This is a genomic window from Psychromarinibacter sediminicola, from assembly GCF_029168335.1.
In the GTDB taxonomy this organism is placed as follows: domain Bacteria; phylum Pseudomonadota; class Alphaproteobacteria; order Rhodobacterales; family Rhodobacteraceae; genus Psychromarinibacter; species Psychromarinibacter sediminicola.
The window spans coordinates 23,217-45,095 of sequence record NZ_JARGYC010000001.1; the positions used below are offsets into that span (position 1 = coordinate 23,217).

A 21,879-nucleotide genomic window follows, 5' to 3' on the forward strand; every position below is an offset into this window, starting at 1 on the left:
CGGCGGGAAGGTGCGGACGGATCCTGTTTCCAAGGGTTTCATGAGTGACGTGGATCGAAGCAGGTTGCGGCCATGTGTCCGGCGCGGTGCGCTGCTCTCGGTGACCCGACATTGCATGCGGTCCAATGACGGCGACCAATGCAGCTGACCGGTTCGTCTTCCGGCGCCCTCTATGGCTGTCCTGTCTCTGCCGTCACGAAGGGAAACCAGCCCGTTTCACCGACGAGCACGGACGGGGTGCCTGCCCCGTCTCGCATGACAAGCTGGCAATTCTCGATCTCGGTTTCCTCCCAGACCCACCTGTCGCAGAGGCGCGCGTCGACGACGCGGCTTCGTCCCTCTCTCGCGCGCGGCAGCGGACCGAAGGCGCCGTCCTGGAACAGCACGCCGTCGGCCGTGCGCACCTGGGTCCAGTCCTGCAGGACGAGCCATGTCCGGCGACCGGCAATCCGGCGGTCGAACAGGCGCTCCTCGATCTCCGCCCCCGAGAGCGGGACCGCCCGCGCCATGTTCTGCGCGTCCTCCGCCTCGCCGGAGGCCTCGAACAGTCGGTTGCGGAACCGCGCATCGACCGCCGCGTCCGCGAAACGGATCAGGGTCGCGGCCTCTGCCGCGGTCGGCCGCCGCCATGTCGCGGCACGCGGGTTCTCATAGGTCACATCGCCCATCCGCCAGGCGCCGAAGGGGCGGCTTTCCAGGGCCGCGACAAGCTCCCGGAACGCGGCGCGCGACGCCGCTTCGTCCGCGCCGGCGAGGATGGCGGACCGCAGGGCGAGGAGCTGCAGCGGACGGCCCCGCGCTGTCAGGAACGCCGTCTCGACCGCCTCGCGGGCGCGGTCCATCTCATCGTCGGCAAAGGCCGCGAGTCCCAGCGACAGGTATCCGTCCTCCGGCGCGGCCGGCGACAGCACGATCGCCCGGGTCGCAAGACGCCTCGCGGCATCCGTCTCGCCGGTGAGCGCGAGGCTTCGCGACAGAACCGCGAGCGCGCCGACATGAGCGCTGTCCAGGTCGAGTGCCCGCCGGGCGAGATCCTGCGCCGCAAGATGGTCGAGGCGGCGCAGCGCGAGCCTTGACCGTGCGGCCAGGATATCGGGGTGTTCCACATTGGCCGCGGCAAGCTCCCGTTTCAGCCGCAAGTAACCTTCCAGCCAATGCAGCCCCGCGGCGCGGGCGAAATCGTCCGCCCCGAAGGCGACCCGTTCGTAGGCGATGGCCAATCCTGCAACGGGTTCGGGGGCGTCGGGATGCGCCTCGGCCAGCTCGGTCAGCCGTTCGATGGCCTCTGCATTGCCCTCGGGCGCGCCGGAATGCAGCCGGCCGAGGGCGGCCAGATAGGCCGGTACGGCGGCCTCGGGAAGTGCGACCGGCTCGGTCGCGGGCAAGGGTGTCAGCGCGATGCCGATCCCCTCGGAGATCCGGGTGACGGTCGCGTCGCGCACGGCGCGAAGCGCGTCTTCCGATCCGGCGAAGCGGTCGGCCCAGATCTCGCGCCCGCCATCGGTTTCGGTGATCCAGACGTTAAGCACCCACCGGTCCTCGTCGCTCCGCATGCGTCCGCGCAGGACGTGACTGGCGCCGCTCGACGCCTCGTCCCCATCCGCCACGAGGCGCCCGCTTTCGCGCGACAGCACGTCGATGTCGGACCGCCGGACGAGCGCTGTCGAGAGGTCGTCGGAAAACCCGCGCGCAAGGTCCGGCGCCACCCCGTCGCCCGCGTCAAAGGGGCGGACGAGCAGCCGGACGATATCCGGGTCGGGCCGGGGGCCGGGGGCCAGCGTCGCCCACAGGAGCGCCGCGCCGAGAAGGACGGCGCCTGCCATCGCGATGACGACGGGCCGGAGCGCCGGGACAGGCCGGCGGGGGCGGCTGGCGTTCGAGGCCGCGTCGTCGAAGGCGCCGGCGCGGATCCGCGCCGCGAGGTCGGCAAGCGCGTCGGACGGCGCGATGCCGAGATCCGTGGAAAGCAGCGTGGCGAAGGCGTCCGCGGCCTCGATGGCCGCGGCGGGGCGTCCGGCGCGGGCAAGCAGCAGCATCCGGACGCGCAGGGCCGGTTCGTTGTAGGGGTCGATCGACAGGAGCCGGTCGACGAGCGGCATCTCCGCCGCCTCCGGCGCACGCTCCCAGGCCGCCATCAGGGCGGTGCCGCCGTCGACAGCATAGCCCTCAAGCCGCGCGCGTTCGGCCGCGCGCCATTCCGCGTAGCCCTCCTCCGTGTCGATGGAGAGATCGTCGAGGAACGGGCCTTCATACAGGTTCAGGCAACACCTCTGCCCGGCCTCGCCGCCTTCCGTGAATGCTGCTTCGAGCTCCCAGGCGTCGGCCGATAGGAGATCGGCGTCGAGCGCCACGGTGTCGGGCCGGGCCTTGATGAGATCCGGGGCCGTCCCGTTAAGGGCGCGGCGCAGGCTGTAGAGCGCCTGGCTGAGCGAGGCCAGCGACTGGCGCGTATCGACGCGGGACCACAGAAGGTTGGCAAGCTGCTCGCGCCGGAGCGGCTGACCCTTGGCCATGACGAGAACGGCCAGGAGCGCGCGCGCCTTCCGTGTCTCGATGGGGATCGGACGGCGATCGCCGGTGGCAAGCGCGAACGTGCCGAGAAGGGTAGCCTGAAGCCGCGTCATCCCATCGAGCATCCGGCCAAGCCGGAGGCCGGGTCAAGCGGCTGCGTGGGACGGTTCCGACCCCGACGGCGCCCACGACGCCACTTTTGAGAGCGTCTTGAGACCGGATTGGCCCGAATCTGAGAGGCGCCGGGCAAGCAGTCCCCATTGCAACGCAGCGCATGGGAGCCTGTCCGATGACCATTCTCAAATCCAGCCTGATCGCCTTGATCCTCGCCGCCCCCGCGGGCGCGGCCCCGCTGATCGAGGGCCACGAGGCGCCCTACGAGCAACGCATGATCCTCGACACGATGGAGGAACTGAACCTCTGGCTCGACGGCTACACCGACCTGCCGCGGTCGGACGTGCCGCTGGCCCGCGTCGAATTCGTCCAGCCCGGGGCCGACATCCTCTATGACGGGCACATGACCCAGATCGACCAGACCGTGCGGGGCGTTTACGATGCCGACACGGCGACGATCTACCTCGTGCGGCAGTGGTACGGCGTGACCGCCTTCGACCGCAGCGTGCTCCTGCACGAAATGGTGCACCACCGTCAGGCGAACGCGAAGCACTGGTATTGCCCGCAGGCGATGGAGTGGGACGCCTACCTGATCCAGGAGGACTATCTGAACGCGCATGGCGAAACGGGGGATTTCAACTGGGCCTGGGTGCTGCTTGCGTCGAGCTGCGCGGTGCGCGACCATCACCCCGACTGATCACAGGCCAAGCCCCCTGCGCCAGATGGCGAACCGCTCGGTGAGGTCCGGCCCGTGCTCGGCCCAGAATTGCGGATCGAGCACGAGCGCGTTCTCGATCCGGTCTTCGCGCGACGGGATATGCGGCAGAACCGGCACGCCGGTGTGAAACCAGGGTTCTCCCGCCGCGATGATGTCGAGCGCCGACTTCCGCATCGGGCCATAGGGTATCCACCGCGCCTGCGCCGCCTGCTGCTCGGGCTCGGCCACGTGGCGGAGGAAGTCGAGCGCGGCCGCTTCGTTCGGGGCCCCTGCGACGACAACGAACCATTCCTCGTCGAGGATCTGCCCGTCGTAGATGGTGCCGATGCGTGTTTCGCCGGACAGTTCCGCGGCCGCCACACGCCCGTTATAGGCCGTGGTCATTGCGACCTCGCCGTTCTGCAGAAGACGGATGGGCTCCTCTCCGGACGACCACAGATGCAGATCCGCCGCGATGCCGTTCAGCACCGAGAATGCGCGGTCCTGCCCGTCTTCTGTCGCAAGCAGGTCGTACACGTCCTTCGCGGCCACGCCGTCGGCCAGGAGGGCCATCTCCAGGTTAGCCTGCGGAAAGGCGGCGATCGCGCGCGGACCGGGGAATGTATCGGTGTCGAAGAAATCGGCGACCGACGCCGGGGCCTCGTCGGAAAAGCGCGCCGTGTCGTAGGCCGTCACCCAGGACCAGGTGATGTTCGGGCCCACGCAGTCGTTGGGCCGCGGGATCACCAGATCGCCGGCCATCTCCTCGGGAAAGAGGTCGTCGGGAAGACGCAGGAAATACCCCTCGTCACAGCCGATGCGCGCGTCATGGGCAAGCACGTCCACGACGTCCCATGTGATCTCGCCGGCTTCGACCTGCGCGCGGATCTCGTCGAGGCCGCCGCGATACTCGATCCATTCGATCTCGGGCCCGAAGCCGGGGGCGTAGGCGTTCTCCTGGCTCGTCTGGTAGGTGCCGCCCCAGGTGACGACCCTCAGATCGTCGGCCCAGGTCCAGCCAGGCGCCAGCGCGGCGAACAGGAGTGCGGGAGCGAGGCGGGCCCTGTGTCTGCTGTCGGTCATCGTTCGATGTTACGTCCCGCCCGTCGGATCAATCAACCTCCGGCCGTTCGCGGCGCTGCTGAGCCGGTCACGGTCTCCGGCGCCAAACGCCGTCCGTCAGCGTGCAGGAGCGCTGCGAGCATTCGTTCAAACCCGCACCTATTTGTCGCTCTCGGCGGTCGCCTCGCGGCCCGCCTCGGCCTGTTCCGCAGCCCATGCCCCGGCCGCTTCGACGGCCACGGGCGACGCGGTCGGCACCACGCCGAGGTAGCTCTCGGTCTCGCCTGCATGGACCGAGGGACGCCGGGTCATGCGATAGAGCGAATAGAGCGCGATTGCGGCGAATGTCGCCCCCAGGGCAGGCCAGAACGCAAACGGCCCGAACCGCTGCATGGCCCCGCCCGTCACCAGGGGCCCCAGGATCGCGCCGACCCCGAAGGTCAGCACGAGGCCCCCGGACGCGGCCGGCATGTCCTCGGCGGAGAGGGCGTCGTTGGTGTAGGCCAGGAAGAGGGCGTAGAGTGGCGTCGTGACACCGCCTGCGAAGAACGCCGCGGCCATCAGGGCCCACAGAAGGTCTCCGGCCATCCATGCCAGACCGCAGCAGACCGCGCCCAGAACGGCGGAGCCGAAGATCAGCTTGCGCCGGTCCATCCGGTCCGACAGCCATCCGATCGGATATTGCAGGACCAGCGCGCCGGCGAAGAGCATGGCCACGAACAGCGAGATCTGCGCGGCGCTCATCTCGATCTCGGAGCCGAAGACCGCGCCCATGCCCGATTGGGTCGCATAGACACCGCCGAGCAGGAAGATCCCCACCGTGCCCAGAGGCGAGCCGGCAAAGAGCTTTCGCAGCGGCATCGGCCGCGCGACTTCCGCAGCCGGCACCGGAGAGACCGAAAGAAGGATCGGCGCGAAGGAAATCGAGACAAGGATCGACGCGCCGATGAAAAGCGCCGAGGTCGCGGCGTCGCCGAGGTTCAGCAGCGCCTGCGCCCCGATGATGCCCAGGGTCTGAGCGATCATGTAGGCCGCCAGCACCTTGCCACGGGTCTCGTTCGTGGAGGCGTCGTTCAACCAGCTCTCGGCGGTGACGTAGATGCCCGACATGCAGAAGCCCACGAGCAGCCGCAGGAGCGTCCAGGCCCAGGGTTCGGTCACCAGCGGGAAGGCGATGAGCCCCGCCGACATGAAGCTGCCGAGCGCAGCAAAGACCCGCACATGCCCGACCCGCTTGATCATGACCGGGCTGAGCCGCGCCCCGGCGAGAAACCCGGCGAAATAGCCGGAGGTGACGATGGCCAGTTCGGTGGCCGAAAAGCCCTCGATGCCGCCGCGAAGCCCGATCAGCGTGAAATGCATGCCGTTGCCCAGCATGATCAGCACGATACCGAGCAACAGGGGCCAGACCCCCGACAACACCTGGTTCAAGTCGCATCCTCGTCATGTGGGGCGGGACCGCCGCCGTCTTCCTGCATGACAGATGCGCATCTCCCGGCCGCCCGTGTCAATGTTGTCGGGTCGTTTCCGACAAACCGCCGTCGGAGCGACGCAGCGCGTACGGTGCGCGCCGGCGAGCGGGATCGCCCGCTCCTTCGCCTTTGCTATTCGCCGTGCACCGCTGCCTTCGGGCCTTCGGGCTTCGCCCAAAGCGGCCGATCCTCGTCCGCCACGCGGGCCGTCCGGTTGGTCAGGATCTCGCGGATCTCTTCCGGCGAATACCCGAGGTCGCCCAGAACCTCGGCGCTGTGCTCGCCCAGAAGGGGAGGGGCGTCGCGGAGCCCGTCCTGTCGCACCTGCGCCGGCAGCGGCAGGTCGGGGCCGTGAAAGGCATAGTCGCCGAAGTCGAAGTCAGAGCATTTGCCGGCCTCCTGCGCCTGCGGGGCGTCCAGCACGCGGTCCAGCGAAAGCACCTCGTTGAACCCGACGCGGGCCGTGGTCAGCCGCGCGGCCAGGTCGTCGTAGCGGACGGCGCCGACGGCACCGGACACGATCTCTTCCACCTCTGGGCGGGCGCGGCGACGCTGGCGCAGCGTGGCGAGGTCGGGGTCCGCTGCGATGCCGAGCGCCGTGCAGAACCGTCGCCAATGCTCGTCGGTCAGCATGACCAGATAGATCCACCGCCCGTCCGCCGTCTCGTAGGCGCCGTAACCGGGAATGCTAAACTCGGCCGAGGGCTCCTGCTCCGGCCGTCCCAGCAGCTGCGATTTGAGTTGTACGCCCAGCAGGTCGCGCGCGGCGATGTGCAGGCCGGTCTCGTAGAGCCCCAGCTCGATGTTGCGCTTCGCGGGGTCGTCGGAGAGCAGGGCGGACAGAACCGAGATCACCGCGTAGCAGCCGGCGAACTGGTCGTGATAGGACGGCCCGAGCCGCGACGGGCGGCCGTCGACCCGGTTCGAGAACATGACGCCCGTCGCTGCTTCGGCGATGGGGTTCGAGGCGACCTCCTCCGCCATCGGCCCGGCGCCGTAGCCCTTGATGTGGCAGAACACGATCCCGGGATTCGCCGCGCGGCAGTCCTCGTAGGTCGCGCCGAGCTTACGGGCGGCGGAGGGCGACAGGTTCTGCACGACGATATCGGCCTTCGCGACGATTTTGCGGAAGATCTCCTGCCCGGCGTCCGATTGCAGGTCGAGGCACAGGCTCTTCTTGCCGCGGTTGAAGGCGAGGTAGCTGCCGCTCGGCCCGCCGCGCACCAGCTTGCGCGTCGTCTCGCCGCCCGGCGGCTCGATCTTGACGACCTCGGCGCCGAGCTGTTGCAGGATGTGCGTTGCGAAGGGGGCGGCGATCATGCTGCCGAGTTCGATGACCGTCTTGCCGGCCAGCACACCGTTCTGCATCCGAACCTCCTCTGTCTGCCGCGCGTCCCCGCGTGGTCGGAACCGCCCGACTGATGGCAAATCCGCGAGGGTGGGGCAAGCGTAAAATGCATTATATTGCCGCTCATTCGGCCGAGAGGAGGTCAAGCACCTTAGCCGGAGAGCTAATTTTATTGCGAAATTACAAAGGTTCGGGCCATTTGCCGTCGCCCGGTCTCCGATAAAAAATGCATTTTGCATTGACCGGCAGCCGAGATGCCCCTACCGTCCCGGGAAACGCGGAATCTCAAGGGAGGAGAAGAAATGCCATTGGACTATGGAAAGGGGCTCTTCGCGGGCCTGATGCTGTCGGTCGCCGGGCTGGCGAGCCCGGCCGCTGCGCAGGACGTGGGGATCGACCCCGAGAACAAGACCGTCACCATCGGGGCCTTCACGCCCGTCACCGGGCCGGTTCCGTTCTACGCGATCCTGACCCACGCGGCGGAAGCCTATTACCGCAACCTGAACGAAAACGGCGGGATCGACGGCTGGACGATCAACTATGTCACCAAGGACGACGGCTATGACCCGGCGCGCTCGGTGGCGGTGACCCGCCAGATGGTCGACGACGACGGCATCTTCGCCCTGTCCGCGTCCATCGGCACCGCGACCAACGTTGCGGTGATCCCCTATGCCAAGGAAGTCGGCCTGCCCATGGTCGGCCCGATCGGCGGGGCGAGCGCGTTCTTCGTGGAGCCCAACATCTTCCCGCTGCTGCCGGACTACGGCTGGTCCGCGGCGTCGAACCTCGACTACGCGGTGAACGATCTCGGCCTGACCAAGGTCGCGCTGCTGTGGGAGAACGACGAACTCGGCAAGTCGGCCAAGCGGGGCTTCGACGCCTACATGGCCGAGATGGGCATGGAGCCCGCCGCATCGGTGCCGTTCGACGTGAAGACCACCAGTTTCAGCCCGCATATCCGCCGCGTGGCGAATTCGGGCGCCGAGGCGGTGATCCTGTTCGGCTCGAACGCCAACCTGGCGGCCGCGCTGAAGGCGGCCGATCTGCAGGGCGTCGACGTGGAATGGTTCGCGCCGTTCTTCACCGCCGACCCCTCGACGCTGAAGCTCCCGGGTGACCTGCTGGACGGCGTCCACTTCTCGTCCTGGCTGCTGCCGGTGTCGAGCGACGCGCCCGAGGTCGCGGCCTATCGCGACGCGATCGCCGAATACTACCCCGACGACCCCGTCGGCGTGTTCGGGCTGAACGGCTGGAGCAACGCGGCGATCTTCCACAAGGGTTTCGAGGCGCTGCTGGCCTCCGGCGACGAGCTGACGCGCGAGAACCTGGTGAAGGCGCTGGAGACGCTGGAGGATGCCTCGGTCGGCGGCGCGCGTGGCGTGACCTTCGAGCCGGGCGACCATCGCGGCACCCGGCAGGAGGGGATCATCCAGGCGCAGGGCGACGAATTCGTTCTGGTCAAGGAGTTCCGGCCCTACCCCGAAGTCGTCTTTGACGGCGCGAAGACGCAGTAGTCTGATGCCGATCGCGGTGGCCGGAGGAGGAGCCGGCCACCGTTTCCGACGACTGCACCAGAAACTTGGGAGGAAAGATGAGCAGTATTCCGATCAGCGGACCCGCGCGCCTTGACGGTCAGATCGCCCTCATCACGGGCGCGGCCGGCGGCATTGGACGGGCAACGGCCCTGGCGTTCGCCGAGGCGGGGGCCACCGTGATCGCCACTGACATCACCGAGGCGCCGGATTTCGGCACCGCAGACATCCACTACCGCACGTACGACGTCACCTCGCGGGACGAGACGAAGGCGCTGATCGACGCGGTGAAGGCAGAGCACGGCCGCATCGACGCGCTGGTGCTCTGCGCCGGCACGATCTCGCACCGCCCGCTGATCGAGTCGACCGACGACGAATGGCAGCAGATGCTGGACGTGAACCTGATGGGCGTCGTGAACCCGGTGCGCGAGGTCTTTCCGGTCATGGCCGAGCAGGGGATGGGCAAGATCGTCGCCCTGGGCTCGATCGCGTCGAAGATCGGCGGCGTGGCGTCGGGCCCGTCCTATGTCGCCGCGAAAGCGGCGGTCCACGGGCTGATGAAATGGGTCGCCAAGAACGGCGCGGCGCACGGGGTCTATGCCTCGACGGTGGCGCCCGGCCCGGTCGAGACCCCGATGTGGGAGACGGTCACCCAGCGCGCGGCCCCGTCGCCCAACGGCAGTGTCCCGCTCGGCCGTTTCGGCCAGCCCGAGGACATCGCGCAGGCGATCCTGTTCCTCGCCTCTCCGCAATCGCACTGGATAACCGGCACCGTTCTCGACGTGAACGGCGGCATGTTGATGGACTGAGACAATGGCCAAGACAGAGACAATCGGATTCATCGGCCTCGGCGTCATGGGCGGCCCCATGAGCCGGAACATGGCGGTGAAGCATCCCGGCCGCGTGCTGGTGTTCGACCTGTCGGAAGAGGCGCTCGCGGCGCTGTCCGACACCAAGGCGGAGCGCGCGGCCTCGGTCGAGGCGCTGACGGCGGAGGCGGACGTGATCTTCCTGTCGCTGCCGGGCGGCGCGCAGGTCGAGACGGTCGCCGGGCTCATCGCCGACGCGGCGGCGCCGGGCACGGCGGTGGTGGACCTGTCGACCACCCCCGTCGCGACGGCCCGCAAGGTGGGCGAGGCGCTGGCGGCGAAGGAGATCGCCTTCGCCGACGCTCCGGTCGCGCGGACCCGCGAGGCGGCCCAGAAGGGCGCGCTGTCCATCATGGTCGGCGCGACGGAGGAAGTATACGCCCGCATCCGCCCGATGCTGGACTATGTCGCCACCGACGTGACGCATGGCGGCGCGGTCGGTGCAGGCCAGGTGCTGAAACTCGTCAACAACATGCTGGTCTTCGCCAACACGGTCGCGCTGTCCGAGATGATGGTGCTGGGCGAGAAGGCCGGCGTCGATGCCGAGACGCTGCTGGATGCGGTGTCCAAGGGGTCGGGCGACAGCTTTGTCCTGCGCAACCACGGCCGCAAGGCGATGGCCCCGCGCGAGTTCCCGGCCAAGGCGTTCTCGCCGGCCTATGCCGTGAAGGACATCGGCTATGTCTTCGAGCTGGCGGGGCAGCTCGGGCTTGACCTGCCGGCCGCGGAAACCGCCCGCAGCTACTATGCCCGCGCGGTCGAACGCGGCTTCGGCGACCGCTACTTTCCCTGCGTGATCCAGCTGGTGGAGGACGGATCGATGTCCGTTGAGCCGGCATGAGCGACATTCTCCGGGATCTCTTTCCGCTCGTCTGGTCGGGGATGATCACCGGCTGCCTCTATGCGCTGGGGGCGCTGGGGCTGGTGATGATCTTCAAGTGCTCGCGGGTGGTGAATTTCAGCCACGGCAACGTTGCGGGCTTCGCCGCTTTCCTGATCTACGGATTTTCCAGCGGCGTGCTGCTGGAGCTGTCCTGGGGCGCGGCGGTGCTGCTGACCATAATCGCGATCATCGCCATCGCCTTCCTGAGCTATGCCGTCGTGTCGCCGCTGGTGTTCGAGTCCGACCTGACGGCCACCATCGCGACGCTGGGGATCGGCCTGATCGCCCAGGGCGCGACGCTGCTGATCTTCGGGGCCGATATCGTCAGCCTCGACCTGCCGGTGCCACGGTTCAGTACCGCGGTGCTGGGGCTGCGCATTACCGGCTACGATCTGACGGTGCTTGCCGTGGCGGTCGTGACCATCGGGGCGCTGTTCTTCGTGATCGACTTCACCAAGCTCGGCATCGCCTTCCGCGCCATCTCGGAGAACCCGTTCGCGGCGGAAGTCTGCGGCCTGAACCTGCGGTCGGTTCACCTGTTCGCCTGGATCGTCGCGGCGATCCTCGGGGTGGTCGGCGCGCTGTTGATCGTGCCGACGACGTTCCTGAGCGTGACGACCGTGGCGGCCTTCATGCTGCAGGCCTTCGCGGCCGCGGTGATCGGCGGCTTCGCCAGCCTGCCGGGCGCGCTGGTCGGCGGCATCCTGGTGGGGGTGCTGATGAACCTCTTCACCTTCTACGTATCGCCGGAATACTCCAGCACCTTCCTGCTGGGCCTGATCATGCTGGCGCTGAACATCTTCCCGAACGGCATTCTCGCGCGTGTGGAGGGCTTCCGTGTCTGATCAGAACGTATCCCTTCCGCTGTCGCCCGTGGACCAGGCCGGATGGCGTAGCCTGATCTCGGCGCAGGTCGGCACCTGGCTGCTGATCGCCGTCGCGCTCTGCCTGCCGCTGGTGGTCGCCGGATCCTGGGTCTTCGCCCTCGGCATCTGCTTCGCCAATGCCATCGGCGTGCTGTCGGTCAGCGTGCTCGTTCGCTACGGCGGCGAGGTCTCGATCGGTCACACGTTCTTCTCGGCGGTGGGGGCCTATACCGTCGCCATCCTCGACACCCGCTTCGGCATCCCGTTGTGGCTGAGCGTGCCGCCGGCCCTGGCGCTGGGCGTGGTCGCGGGCATCCTCTTCGCCTGGCCCTCGCGCCGGCTGTCGGGGATCTACCTTGCCGTCTCGACACTGGCGCTGGCGCTGGCAGTGCCGGAGATCATCAACAACGCCGACGGCCTGACCGGCGGCTACGAGGGGCTTTATGTCTCGGAACCGCTGGTGCCGGGGGTGAAGATGTCGCTGCAGCGCTACTACGCCGCGCTGGCGGTGCTGCTGGCGGTGACCTACGGGCTGGCGCGGCTGCGGCGGTCGCGGCAGGGCCTGGCGCTCTTGCTGTCGAAATCGCATCCCGCCGCCGCCGACGCCTTCGGGGCCCGCCAGGTCTGGGCGCGGGTCGCGGTCATGGGCATCTCGGGCGGCATCGCCGCGCTCTGCGGCGCGATGCTGGCCTTCGCGGGCTCGACGGTCTCGCCCTCGGGTTTCACCTTCTGGGCCGCGATCTTCCTGCTCGTGGGCTCGGTGGTCAGCGTCTACGGCCTGACCTTCCCGCGCGCGCTGATCGGCGGGGCCTTCCTGACGCTGATCCCGCAGTTCCTGTCGGCATCGGGCGCCTGGATCCCGGTGCTCTACGGGGTGGCGCTCTTGGGGGTGATCCTCGCCGGGCACTACCTGCCGCGGCTGACGCAGGCGATGGGCCGCCGGAAGGGAGGTGCGTGATGGACGCCGCGACCAATGCGCTGACGGGACAGGGAATCTCGCTGTCCTTCGGCGGCATCAAGGTGCTCAAGGGGCTGGATGTCACGTTCCGGGCCGGCGAGATCACCGGCCTCATCGGCCCGAACGGCGCCGGAAAGACCAGCCTCTTCAACTGCCTGACCGGCGCCTATTCCCCGCAGGAGGGGCAGATCGCCTATGCGGGGCAAAGCCTGGACGGCCTGTCGCCCGCCGCCCGTGCGGGCAAGGGGATTGTCCGCAGCTTCCAGCATGTGGCGCTGAGCCTCGACCTGACGGTGCTGGAGAACGTGATGATCGGCGTCGCGCGCAACCACCACGCGGGCTGGCTGAACGCCTTCCTGCCCCTGCCGCGCGGCCGGGCCGAACGCGCCGAGATGGAGCGTGCCGCGATGGGCGCGCTGACCGATCTCGGCCTCGCCGATGCCGCCCACAGCCTGCCCGACGCGCTGCCGCCGGGGATGCTGCGGCTGGTCGAGATCGCCCGCGCCATCGTCGGCAAGCCTGACGTGCTGTTGCTGGACGAACCGGCGGCGGGGCTGAACAACTCCGAAACCCGCGACCTGATGCAGACCCTGCGCAAGCTCCGCTCCGGCGGGCTGGTGATGGTCGTGGTGGAACACGACATGGATCTCGTCATGTCGATCTGCGACCGGATCTACGTCATGAATTTCGGCGAGTTCGTCGCCTGCGGCACCGCCGACGAGGTGCGCCGCGACCCCGACGTGATCCGCATCTACCTGGGGAGCGACGATGACTGACGTGCTGACGGTGAACGGCCTGTCCGTGTTCTACGGCGCGCGGGCGCAGGCGGTGGAGGACGTGTCCTTCTCGGTCGGGCAGGGGCGCGTCGTGGCCCTGCTGGGCGCGAACGGGGCGGGCAAGAGCTCGATCATGAAGGCGGTGGCCGGTCTGATCCCGGCGGTAGGCACGGTGACGCTCCGCGGCGCCGACATCTCGGGCATGCCTGCCAGAAAGCGGGTGGCGCGGGGCGTCGTCTACGTGCCCGAGGGACGGCAGATCGTCGGCCACATGACGGTGCGCGAGAACCTCGTGCTGGGGGGCTACCAGCTGACGGGTCCGCGGCGGAAGAGCCGGATGGAGATGGTGCTCGACCTGTTCCCCGAGATCGCCGAGAAGGCCGACCGCTCGGCCTGGCGGCTGTCGGGCGGCGAGCAGCAGATGCTGGCCATCGGCCGCGGCCTGATGGCCGAGCCGCGCTTGCTGCTGCTGGACGAGCCCTCGCTCGGTCTGGCTCCGCTCCTGGTGCGCCGGGTGTTCGACCGGCTGGGCGCGATCCGGCAGGAGAGCGACCTGTCCATCGTGCTGGTCGAGCAGAACCTCGCCATGACGATCCGCCTTTGCGACGAGGTGCATTTCCTGCGCTCGGGCCGGATCGTCGGGCATCAGGACGCCGAAAGCCTGCGCGACCCGGCGGCGCGGCAGGCGGCGATCGACGCCTATCTCGGCGCCAGCGCAACGGCGGCGTAGAGGCGGCGATGACGGACCCTGCGACATACGAGGTCTACGCGATCCGCCACGCGGTGAACGACACACGGACGCGCGGCAACAACTTCATCCTCGAGGCCGATCCGACCGCACCGCTGGTGCTGGATTTCTACTCCTGGGTGCTGATCGGGCGCGACCGGACGATTGTGGTCGACACCGGCATGGACCCGGCGAAGTCCGCGAAACACGGTCACCGCCACCTGCTGAGCCCGGTCGATGCGCTGGCCGTGCTGGGGATCGACGCGGCGACGGCGGACACGGTGATCCTGACCCACGCGCATTACGACCACCTCGGCTTTCTCGACGCTTTCCCGGCGGCGCATTTCTACATGCAGGCCGAGGAGATGGCCTATGTCACCGGCCCGTGGATGGAGAAGCCGTGGTTCCGCCGCGCCTACGAGCCGGACGAGATCAACCGGCTGGTCAACCTGTTGCACGCCGACCGCCTGACGCTTCACGGCCGCGACGCCGAGATCGCGGACGGCGTGACCGTCCACTGGGTCGGCGGCCATTGCGCGGGCCAGGAGGTGGTGCGCGTCAGGACCGAGCGGGGCTGGGTCGTGCTCGCCTCGGACGCGCTGCATTACTACGAGGAATACGAGCGCGGCGTGCCCTTTGCCGTCGCATTCAACCTGTCTGACATGATCGCGGCGCACGACCGCATCCGCGCGCTGGCCGACAGCGACGACCATGTCCTTCCCGCCCACGACCCGCGCCTGGCCGAGCTTTACCCGCCGCTCGACGCGACCCGCGCGGGGCAGATCCTGCGGCTCGATGTGGCGCCCGCGCGGCGTCGGGAGGCGGCGCAGTGATATATTGCATCATCCCGCGAGGGGCGTGCTATACATGTCTGCCACAAGGCATGGAAGGTCAGCCGTTTGAAGTCACAGACCAAGGAAGAGCAGGTTGCGGATTTCCTGCGGGAAGGCATCATTTCCGGCCAGTTCGCGCGGGGATCGAAGCTGAAACAGGCGCAGATCGCCGAGATGACGGGGATGAGCATCACCCCGGTCCGCGAGGCGATCAAGCTGCTGGAAGCCGAGGGCTTCGTGCTGGCCTCGTCGCATCGCGGTGCGGTAGTGGCGCCCTTCGACATGAACGCGACGGAAGAGATCGTCGACCTGCGCGTCACGCTGGAATGCAAGCTGGCGCTCAAGGCGATGTCTCGCCTCACCCAGAAGGATCTGGAGGAGCTGACCGCGCTGCAGGGCGAGTTGGAGGCCGCGTCGGAGACGGGCGACCGGGACGCGGTGCGCTCGATCAACTACCGCTTCCACGAGTTGCTGTACCAGGCCGCGGACCTGCCTCAGACGCTGCGCTTCGTCCGGGCGCTCTGGGCGCGCTACCCGTTCGACCTGATCAACAAGCTGGACAACCGGATCGACCGCGCCTCGGCCGAGCATCGCGCGATGCTGAGCGCGATCCTCGCGCGGGACGAGGGCGAGATGCTGAGCGCGCTGCGCAGCCACATCCGCGCCGGCTGGGAAGAATTCAAGGAAAGCTACACCGAGTAGTCCGGGCACCTGTCTCCGGTTCCGGTGTGGCTTTGGCACCGGAACGCTGAAAGCAAGGAGACAGCGATGGCCCCGAAAAGCATTCTTCTGGTCATGGACATGCTGAATGACCTTGTCCATCCCGACGGAATGGGCGGCAAGAGCTACGTGCCGCTGTGCGAAGAGCGCGGCGTGTACGATGCGACGAAACTCGCGATCCGCCGCGCGCGCGAGGCGGGGGTGATGGTGGGCTATGTGCGGGTCGGCTTTTCGCCGGACTACGCCGAATGCCCGCCCGGCTCCCCGGTCTTCTCCAAGGCGCGCGACAACGGCGTCTTCACCCTGGGCGGCTGGGGCACCGAGGTCTACGAGGGCTTCGCGCCCGAAGACGGCGATCCCGACATCGTCAAGCACCGCGTCAGCCCGTTCTACGGCACCAAGCTGGAACCGCTGCTGCGCGCGCAGGGAATCGGCCGGCTGATTCTCTCCGGCGTTTCGACCAACGGCGTCGTCTCGGCGGCGGTGCGGGAAGGGCACGACCGGGATTACGACTGCGTTCTGCTCGAGGATTGCTGCGCCGGCGCGACCCGGGAGGAGCATGAGCACGCGCTGTCGGGGCTGAAGCGCTTCTCGCGGATCACCACGGCGGCCGAGGTCGAATTCTGAAGCCAAAGAATGCATTATAATGTCGAGCAGCGTGCCTTTGCTCGGCATTTTGATGCCGTTTCTCACCGAAATGCGGAGAAATTCACGAAAAAAATGCATTATGTGGCGCATCCGGCTTGACCCTAGCCATTAAATAATGCATCAAAACTGCGAACCAACGGATCCGAGCGGCCATCGCGCGCCCGGATCCATGCACACCTGGATACCGAATGGGAGGCGAGTCTCGTGACCAGCGCAGACGCTATGGACAAGAAGAACGCGGATGTCGGCGGCGCGCCGGCAGAGGGCAAGATCACCGACGAGGCCGTCGCGGCCGCAAAGGACATGATCGGCCTGCAGCTGCGCCCCGAGGGGCCGTATCTGCAGGACGCCACCGCAGACACGCTCCGCAACTGGTGCAACGGCATCGGTGACCTGAACCCGCTGTATCGCGACCCGGGCTACGGCGCGGCCTCCCGCTACGGCACCCAGCTGGGCCATCCGATGTTCCCCATGGCGCTGGGCTGGATCGGTCGCACCCGCTGGGGTCTGCCTGGCGTTCACGGCTTCTATGCAGGCAATGACTGGGAGATTTTCCGCCACATCCGACCAGGCGACCGTATCAACGCCATCGAGCGCGTGATCGGCATCGAGGAGAAGGAATCCAAGTTCTCCGGCCGGCTCGTCCTGCAATATGTCGAGGCGACATATTATAACCAGCATGGCGACATGCTGTCCCGCGCCCTCGGCACCTGCACCCGGCACGAGCGCAAGGCGGCGCGCGACGCGGGCAAGTACAAGGATATCAAGACCTACGAATACACCCAGGAAGAATATGAAGAACTCGATGCCTGCATCATGGAAGAACCGCAGAAGATCCGCGGATCCAAGGTGCGCTACTGGGAAGATGTGACCGAGGGCGAGACGCTCGACACCATCGTGCGCGGCCCGCTGTCCTTGATGGACACGATGGGCTTTCTCGTCGGCTCCGGGCGTGGCCACACGCATGGCGTAGTGTTCCAGAACGCGATGAAGCACCCCGGCCACTTCTTCCGCAATCCCGAGGCGGGTGGCGGCATCGAATATACCGGCATCGGCCACCACCGCGAATCCACCGCCAAGGAAGTCGGCGTCCCCGGCGTCTACGACTACGGTCCGCAGCGGTCGTCCTGGATGGCATCGCTGGTCACCAACTGGATGGGCGACGCGGCCTTCCTCAAGCGGGTGCGCACCGAGATGCGGCGCTTCAACACGATGGGCGACAGCACCTGGTGCAAAGGCAAGGTGTCCAAGAAGTACATCAAGGACGGCCACGCGCTTGTCGATATCGAGATCTGGGGCGAAAATCAGCGCGGCGAGATCACGACGCCGGGGATCGCCACGGTCGCCCTGCAGTCCCGCAATCCCGAGCTTCGGGTCTTCTTCGACGGTTCCGCGCTCGACCTCGAGCTGCCGGTCGTTCGCTGAGCAAGAGGCCGCGGGGCGATCGGAATGCAGGATCTGAAACCACTCGACGGCATCAGGGTGGTGGAGCGCGCCTCGGGCGTGGCCGCCGCCTATGCCGGCCGGCTTCTCGCCGCCATGGGGGCCGAGGTCTTCATGGCGGAACCGCCGGAGCACAGCCCGCTGCGGCGCGAGGCGCCGTTCCTGCCCGGAGGCGGCAGCGCGCTGTTCGCCTACCTCGCGGCCGACAAGCGCAGCGTCCTGTGCGACCTCGGCGACCCCGAGGGGCGCGAAGCGTTCCACGGTCTTGTCGCGGCGGCGCAGATCCTGATCGACGACACGCCGGTCGCGGATCGCGCGGCGCAGGGGCTCGACCCGGCCGGCATCGTCGAGCGGCATCCGCATCTCGTGCATCTGTCGGTGCTTCCCTTCGGCGCCGAGGGGCCCAAGGCGGGCTGGGCCGGCGCCGAGATCAACCTGATCCACGCGGGCGGCGAGGGGTTCCTGCTGCCCAACGGGCTGTCGGCGGACCTGTTCCCGGACCGCCCGCCGCTGAAGATCGCGGGCCACTTCGCCGAGATGCAGGGCGGCGTCACCGCGGCGCTGGCCGCGCTCTCGGCCCTCTGGTCGGGGCAGGGGCAGTTCGTCGACGTCTCGGTCCAGGACGCCAATGTCGCCATCGGCGCCTTCGCGGTGCAACGCTATGGCGACGGCGCGGTCGAGCACCGGACGACCCGGTCGTTCCGCTATGGCGGCGTCATCGAGTGCCGCGACGGGTTCGTCGAGCTTCTGACGCTGGAGGAGCGCCAGTGGCAGCGTCTGGTGGACCTGCTCGGGCGGCCGGACTGGGCCACCGATCCGGCCCTGACCGACAGCGCCGAACGCAGCGCGCGGGGCGACATGATCAACGCCAACATCCGGGCCTGGGCCAAGGATCAGTCCGTCGCCGATCTTGTCGCGCGGGCGCAGGAGCTCGGCGTGCCGATGGCGCCCTACAACACGCCGCAGGACATCCTGGAAGGCGGCCAGGAGACGGCGCGCGAGATTTTCCGCGAGGTCGCGATGCCGGGCGAGGGCCGGGTGCAGATCCAGTCGGCCCCCTTCCGCTTCGGCCCCGAGCCGCTGTCAGTGACGCGCGGCGCCCCGAAGCCCGGCGCGGACCAGCAGCTTCTGATGTCCTGCGTCCCGCCCGAGGCGCGGAGGGTCCAGGCATGACCAGGCCGCTGGAAGGCATCCGTATCGCCGATTTCACGGTCCACGCGGCCGGGCCGTTCTGTACCCACATGCTGTCGCAGCTCGGGGCGGAATGCATCAAGATCGAGACCGCGCTGCGCCCCGACATCTTCCGCAAGCCGCATGCCGTCTACGGCCGCGCCGGCCCCGCGACCTTCGACCAGGTCGCGTCGAACAAGCTGTCGGTGCGGCTGAACCTGAAGCACCCCGAGGGGGTCGCCTTGGCGAAACGGCTCGTGGCCGTCTCGGACGTCGCCGCCGAAAGCTTCCGCGCCGGCGTGATGGAGCGGCTGGGGCTGGGCTATGAGGCGCTGCGCGAGGTGCGGCGCGACATCGTGATGGTCTTGGTGTCGTCCTCCGGCCAGACCGGCCCGGATTCCCACTTTGCCGGCTACGCCCCGCTGTTCGGCGCGTGGGGCGGGCTGGGCTATCTGTCGGGCTACCGCGACGGTCCGCCGCTCGAGATGCGGCACGTGATGGACCACTCGGTCGGCATGAACGCCGCGCTCGCCACGGTCGCCGCGCTGCACAAGCGCCGCCGCACGGGCGAGGGGAGCCATGTCGACGTCGCCGCGCGCGAGGTCGCGTCCTCGCTGGTCGGCGATGCCCTGACCGCGGCCGGTGCCGGCGTCGCGCCCGAACGCATGGGCAACGAGGACCCGCAGCGCGCGCCGCACGGTCTGTACCCTACTGCGGAGGCCGACCGGTGGCTCAGCATCGCGGTCGATACCGATGCCGGATGGCGCAGGCTCGCCGCCCTGACGGGCCGCCAACATCTCGCGTCCGATCCCCGCTTTGCCACCGCCGCCGCCCGCGTTGCCAACCGCGCCGAGGTGGATGGCGTCGTCGCGGACTGGACCGCGACCCAGGCCCCCGACGCCGCCGCCGCGGCGCTGCAGGAGGCGGGCATCGCGGCACATCTGTCGTGGCGCGCCTCCGATATCGCGGCCGACCCGCACATGCGGGCCCGCGGCGCGATCGTCGACGTGGCCGAGACCGGCGACACCACGCGCGCCGCGGTCGGCTTCCCGGCGCGGTTCTCGGGCAGCGATCAGCCGGGCATGACGCGCGGCACGCCCGAACTGGGCGCGCATGAAGAGTACGTTTTCGGCGAACTGCTCGGGCTGGGACAGGCCCGCATCGGCGACCTGATCGCCGACCGCGCGATCTACTGACGCCGCCGACTGACACCGCAGACCCGAACCCGAGGGGAGAGAGAACCTTGAACGACGCGATGGACCCGTCCCCGGCCCAGGCCATCGGCCGCCGGCAGTCGGCCGAGGCGCCGATCCGGACCGAGCCGGCGGCGCAGCTTGCCGCGACGCTGGACCTTGACGATGCCCCGTCGGACGGGGCGCCGCTGCCGCCGGGCTGGCACTGGATGTACTTCAATCCGTTCCCCGCGTGCAGCGAACTGGGCCCCGACGGCCACCCGAAGCGTGGCGGCTTCCTGCCAGAGACAGGGCTGCCGCGGCGCATGTGGGCCGGCGGGCGGATCTTCTATCCAGGCCAGTTGCGCATCGGCGCGGCGGCGCGGAAGGACAGCCGCATCCTGAACGTCGCCGAGAAATCCGGCCGCGCGGGGCGGCTGTGCTTCGTGACGGTACAGCACCGGATCTCGCAGGACGGCGAGCTCTGCATCGAGGAAGAGCAGGATATCGTCTATCGCGAGCCGCCCGATCCCGCCGCCACGCCCCCCGCGCCGAGCGCGGCCCCGGACGGCGCGGAGTGGTCGGAAGAGATCGTGCCCGACCCGGTCCTGCTGTTTCGCTATTCCGCCCTGACCTCGAACGGGCATCGCATCCACTACGATCAGCCCTATGCGACGCGCGAGGAGGGCTATCCCGACCTCGTCGTCCACGGCCCGCTCATCGCGACCCTCCTGCAAGGGCTCGCAACGCGCTGCCGTCCCGGTCTGCACCTGCAGCATTTCAGCTTCCGGGGCATGGCGCCGCTCTTCGTGACTCGCCCGTTCCGGATCGAGGCGAAGCGTGGCGAAGCCCCCGACGACCTGTCGCTCTGGGCGCGCGGCCCCGAGGGCGAACTGGCCATGCGCGCCGAAGCGCTGTTCTGAAGCAGGCGGCCATGCGCGACCCCAGAAGCTACCTTTTCGTTCCGGGCAATCGCCCCGACCGCTTCGCCAAGGCGGCGGCCGCGGGGGCCGATGCCCTGATCCTCGACCTCGAGGATGCGGTCGGCCCGTCCGAGAAGGACGATGCGCGCGTATCGGTGCGGCGCTGGTTCGAGGGTGGCGGCGCCGGGCTCGTCCGGGTCAACGGGACCGATACGCCGTGGTTCGCGGACGATGTCGCCGCACTCGCCGAGCTTGGTCCGGCGGCCGTCATGGTGCCGAAAGCCGACCGGGCGAGCCTTGCCCTTGCAGCGCGGAAGCTGCCGGGCCGCGCCCTGCTGGCTTTGGTCGAGACGGTCGCGGGCCTGGCGGAGCTGCGCGAGGCCGCGCGAATGCCCGGCGTGGCGCGGCTCGCCTTCGGCAATCTCGACTTCGGCACGGATGCCCGGGTGCCGCCGGAAAGCCCGGTCCTCGACGCCGCGCGCGTCGAACTCGCGCTGGCCTCGCGGCTGGCGGACCTTCCGCCGCCGGTTGACGGCGTGACCATGGCGCTGAAGGACGACGCGGTCCTCCGCGCCGACATTCAGCGCGCCTGTCTCTCGGGCTTCTCGGCCAAACTGTGCATCCACCCGGCGCAGGTCGAACCGGTGAACAGCGGCTTCCTGCCTTCGGCGGACGAGCTCGACTGGGCCCGCCGGGTGCTTGCCGCCCTTCAGACGGCGGGCGGATCGGTCGTTCAACTGGACGGCAAGATGGTGGACAAGCCGCTGATCGAACGCGCCGAAAGGATTGTGGCGGCCATGCCGGACGAACCCGTGCCGCAGCCGGGCCTGGGCTGATCGCGCGAGGTCAGACGGACTCCGGTTGAGCGGGGCGGGGTCGTCGCGCTGGGCGAAACGCGACCCGAGCAGGTCCTGCCAGAGCGGCCTTGCGACACCGCCGAAGAGCCGCGCCTCCCCCTCCCTGGCTGACGCTGGCACGTTCGGTGACGCCGACCGAGATCGACCTGTCCTGTACCGTGAACGGGATGGAGGTTCAGTCGGCAACGACCGCCCCCATGGCGCTCGCCGTCGCCCGGCGGATCTCGGAGCTTTCCGGCGGCATGACGCGCGGGTCCCGGTCTGGCGAAGAAGGTGCGGCAAGACACGCCGGCACGGC

General features: G+C 68.7%; 20 protein-coding genes. 16 read left to right on the forward strand and 4 right to left on the reverse strand.

The features are described 5' to 3' along the window. Nucleotides 1-170: 170 nt before the first annotated feature. Nucleotides 171-2,624, reverse strand: a complete 2,454-nt coding sequence (locus P1J78_RS00120; RefSeq protein WP_275565273.1) for an AfsR/SARP family transcriptional regulator — start codon at nt 2,622-2,624, stop codon at nt 171-173. Between the two features lie 176 nt (nt 2,625-2,800). On the opposite strand from P1J78_RS00120, the gene P1J78_RS00125 reads away from it, so the two are divergent. Further along, on the forward strand, nt 2,801-3,322 hold the full coding sequence (locus tag P1J78_RS00125) for a DUF6647 family protein (RefSeq protein ID WP_275565274.1): 522 nt from the start codon (nt 2,801-2,803) through the stop codon (nt 3,320-3,322). Here P1J78_RS00125 and P1J78_RS00130 read toward each other — a convergent pair whose 3' ends face one another. From P1J78_RS00130 to P1J78_RS00140, 3 genes are all read right to left on the reverse strand, one after another. Next, a complete protein-coding gene (locus P1J78_RS00130; protein WP_275565275.1) occupies nt 3,323-4,405 on the reverse strand; it encodes an extracellular solute-binding protein in 1,083 nt (360 codons plus the stop codon). Nucleotides 4,406-4,543: 138 nt separating this feature from the next. After that, nucleotides 4,544-5,815, reverse strand: coding sequence for an MFS transporter (locus P1J78_RS00135; RefSeq protein ID WP_275565276.1), 1,272 nt, complete (start codon nt 5,813-5,815; stop codon nt 4,544-4,546). 173 nt (nt 5,816-5,988) lie between these two features. Further along, nucleotides 5,989-7,224: a CaiB/BaiF CoA transferase family protein gene (locus P1J78_RS00140; protein WP_275565277.1), complete on the reverse strand. Its 1,236-nt coding sequence runs from the start codon at nt 7,222-7,224 to the stop codon at nt 5,989-5,991. 282 nt (nt 7,225-7,506) lie between these two features. Here P1J78_RS00140 and P1J78_RS00145 point away from each other — a divergent pair, with 282 nt between their 5' ends. From P1J78_RS00145 to P1J78_RS00215, 15 genes are all read left to right on the forward strand, one after another. After that, entirely contained in the window at nt 7,507-8,718 is a 1,212-nt protein-coding gene (locus tag P1J78_RS00145) for an ABC transporter substrate-binding protein (protein ID WP_275565278.1), read from the forward strand. A 77-nt stretch (nt 8,719-8,795) separates the two neighbouring features. Then, nucleotides 8,796-9,545 (forward strand): SDR family NAD(P)-dependent oxidoreductase, encoded by a 750-nt coding sequence (locus P1J78_RS00150; RefSeq protein WP_275565279.1) that lies wholly within the window; start codon nt 8,796-8,798, stop codon nt 9,543-9,545. A 4-nt stretch (nt 9,546-9,549) separates the two neighbouring features. Beyond that, nucleotides 9,550-10,446, forward strand: a complete 897-nt coding sequence (locus tag P1J78_RS00155; RefSeq protein WP_275565280.1) for an NAD(P)-dependent oxidoreductase — start codon at nt 9,550-9,552, stop codon at nt 10,444-10,446. Continuing rightward, nucleotides 10,443-11,333, forward strand: coding sequence for a branched-chain amino acid ABC transporter permease (locus tag P1J78_RS00160; protein WP_275565281.1), 891 nt, complete (start codon nt 10,443-10,445; stop codon nt 11,331-11,333). Before P1J78_RS00155 ends, P1J78_RS00160 begins: the two co-directional genes overlap by 4 nt. After that, entirely contained in the window at nt 11,326-12,312 is a 987-nt protein-coding gene (locus P1J78_RS00165; protein ID WP_275565282.1) for a branched-chain amino acid ABC transporter permease, read from the forward strand. Before P1J78_RS00160 ends, P1J78_RS00165 begins: the two co-directional genes overlap by 8 nt. After that, a complete protein-coding gene (locus P1J78_RS00170; RefSeq protein WP_275565283.1) occupies nt 12,312-13,088 on the forward strand; it encodes an ABC transporter ATP-binding protein in 777 nt (258 codons plus the stop codon). The genes P1J78_RS00165 and P1J78_RS00170 overlap by 1 nt, the downstream gene beginning before the upstream one ends. Beyond that, complete coding sequence (locus P1J78_RS00175) at nt 13,081-13,818, forward strand: ABC transporter ATP-binding protein (protein ID WP_275565284.1); 738 nt, start codon at nt 13,081-13,083, stop codon at nt 13,816-13,818. The genes P1J78_RS00170 and P1J78_RS00175 overlap by 8 nt, the downstream gene beginning before the upstream one ends. An 8-nt stretch (nt 13,819-13,826) precedes the next feature. After that, nucleotides 13,827-14,648 carry an N-acyl homoserine lactonase family protein gene (locus P1J78_RS00180; RefSeq protein ID WP_275565285.1) on the forward strand — a complete coding sequence of 274 codons (822 nt, stop codon included), beginning with the start codon at nt 13,827-13,829 and terminating at the stop codon, nt 14,646-14,648. A gap of 66 nt (nt 14,649-14,714) precedes the next feature. Beyond that, entirely contained in the window at nt 14,715-15,350 is a 636-nt protein-coding gene (locus tag P1J78_RS00185) for a GntR family transcriptional regulator (RefSeq protein ID WP_275565286.1), read from the forward strand. A gap of 66 nt (nt 15,351-15,416) precedes the next feature. Next, nucleotides 15,417-15,995 (forward strand): cysteine hydrolase family protein, encoded by a 579-nt coding sequence (locus P1J78_RS00190; RefSeq protein WP_275565287.1) that lies wholly within the window; start codon nt 15,417-15,419, stop codon nt 15,993-15,995. 225 nt (nt 15,996-16,220) lie between these two features. Beyond that, nucleotides 16,221-17,441, forward strand: coding sequence for an FAS1-like dehydratase domain-containing protein (locus tag P1J78_RS00195; protein ID WP_275565288.1), 1,221 nt, complete (start codon nt 16,221-16,223; stop codon nt 17,439-17,441). 24 nt (nt 17,442-17,465) lie between these two features. After that, nucleotides 17,466-18,632 (forward strand): CaiB/BaiF CoA transferase family protein, encoded by a 1,167-nt coding sequence (locus P1J78_RS00200; protein WP_275565289.1) that lies wholly within the window; start codon nt 17,466-17,468, stop codon nt 18,630-18,632. Next, nucleotides 18,629-19,825, forward strand: coding sequence for a CaiB/BaiF CoA transferase family protein (locus P1J78_RS00205; RefSeq protein ID WP_275565290.1), 1,197 nt, complete (start codon nt 18,629-18,631; stop codon nt 19,823-19,825). Before P1J78_RS00200 ends, P1J78_RS00205 begins: the two co-directional genes overlap by 4 nt. Nucleotides 19,826-19,872: 47 nt before the next feature. Then, nucleotides 19,873-20,724 (forward strand): HTD2 family dehydratase, encoded by an 852-nt coding sequence (locus tag P1J78_RS00210; protein WP_275565291.1) that lies wholly within the window; start codon nt 19,873-19,875, stop codon nt 20,722-20,724. 11 nt (nt 20,725-20,735) lie between these two features. Next, nucleotides 20,736-21,560: an HpcH/HpaI aldolase/citrate lyase family protein gene (locus tag P1J78_RS00215; RefSeq protein ID WP_275565292.1), complete on the forward strand. Its 825-nt coding sequence runs from the start codon at nt 20,736-20,738 to the stop codon at nt 21,558-21,560. The last annotated feature ends 319 nt before the right edge of the window (nt 21,561-21,879 follow it).

Bases quoted from the DNA above. Each gene is read 5' to 3' on its own strand.
- P1J78_RS00175 (WP_275565284.1), top strand. From the start codon at position 13,081: ATGACTGACGTGCTGACGGTGAACGGCCTGTCCGTGTTCTACGGCGCG.
- P1J78_RS00150 (WP_275565279.1), top strand. From the start codon at position 8,796: ATGAGCAGTATTCCGATCAGCGGACCCGCGCGCCTTGACGGTCAGATC.
- P1J78_RS00140 (WP_275565277.1), bottom strand. From the start codon at position 7,224: ATGCAGAACGGTGTGCTGGCCGGCAAGACGGTCATCGAACTCGGCAGC.
- P1J78_RS00170 (WP_275565283.1), top strand. From the start codon at position 12,312: ATGGACGCCGCGACCAATGCGCTGACGGGACAGGGAATCTCGCTGTCC.
- P1J78_RS00130 (WP_275565275.1), bottom strand. From the start codon at position 4,405: ATGACCGACAGCAGACACAGGGCCCGCCTCGCTCCCGCACTCCTGTTC.
- P1J78_RS00215 (WP_275565292.1), top strand. From the start codon at position 20,736: ATGCGCGACCCCAGAAGCTACCTTTTCGTTCCGGGCAATCGCCCCGAC.
- P1J78_RS00120 (WP_275565273.1), bottom strand. From the start codon at position 2,624: ATGACGCGGCTTCAGGCTACCCTTCTCGGCACGTTCGCGCTTGCCACC.
- P1J78_RS00145 (WP_275565278.1), top strand. From the start codon at position 7,507: ATGCCATTGGACTATGGAAAGGGGCTCTTCGCGGGCCTGATGCTGTCG.
- P1J78_RS00200 (WP_275565289.1), top strand. From the start codon at position 17,466: ATGCAGGATCTGAAACCACTCGACGGCATCAGGGTGGTGGAGCGCGCC.
- P1J78_RS00125 (WP_275565274.1), top strand. From the start codon at position 2,801: ATGACCATTCTCAAATCCAGCCTGATCGCCTTGATCCTCGCCGCCCCC.
- P1J78_RS00205 (WP_275565290.1), top strand. From the start codon at position 18,629: ATGACCAGGCCGCTGGAAGGCATCCGTATCGCCGATTTCACGGTCCAC.
- P1J78_RS00155 (WP_275565280.1), top strand. From the start codon at position 9,550: ATGGCCAAGACAGAGACAATCGGATTCATCGGCCTCGGCGTCATGGGC.
- P1J78_RS00160 (WP_275565281.1), top strand. From the start codon at position 10,443: ATGAGCGACATTCTCCGGGATCTCTTTCCGCTCGTCTGGTCGGGGATG.
- P1J78_RS00190 (WP_275565287.1), top strand. From the start codon at position 15,417: ATGGCCCCGAAAAGCATTCTTCTGGTCATGGACATGCTGAATGACCTT.
- P1J78_RS00180 (WP_275565285.1), top strand. From the start codon at position 13,827: ATGACGGACCCTGCGACATACGAGGTCTACGCGATCCGCCACGCGGTG.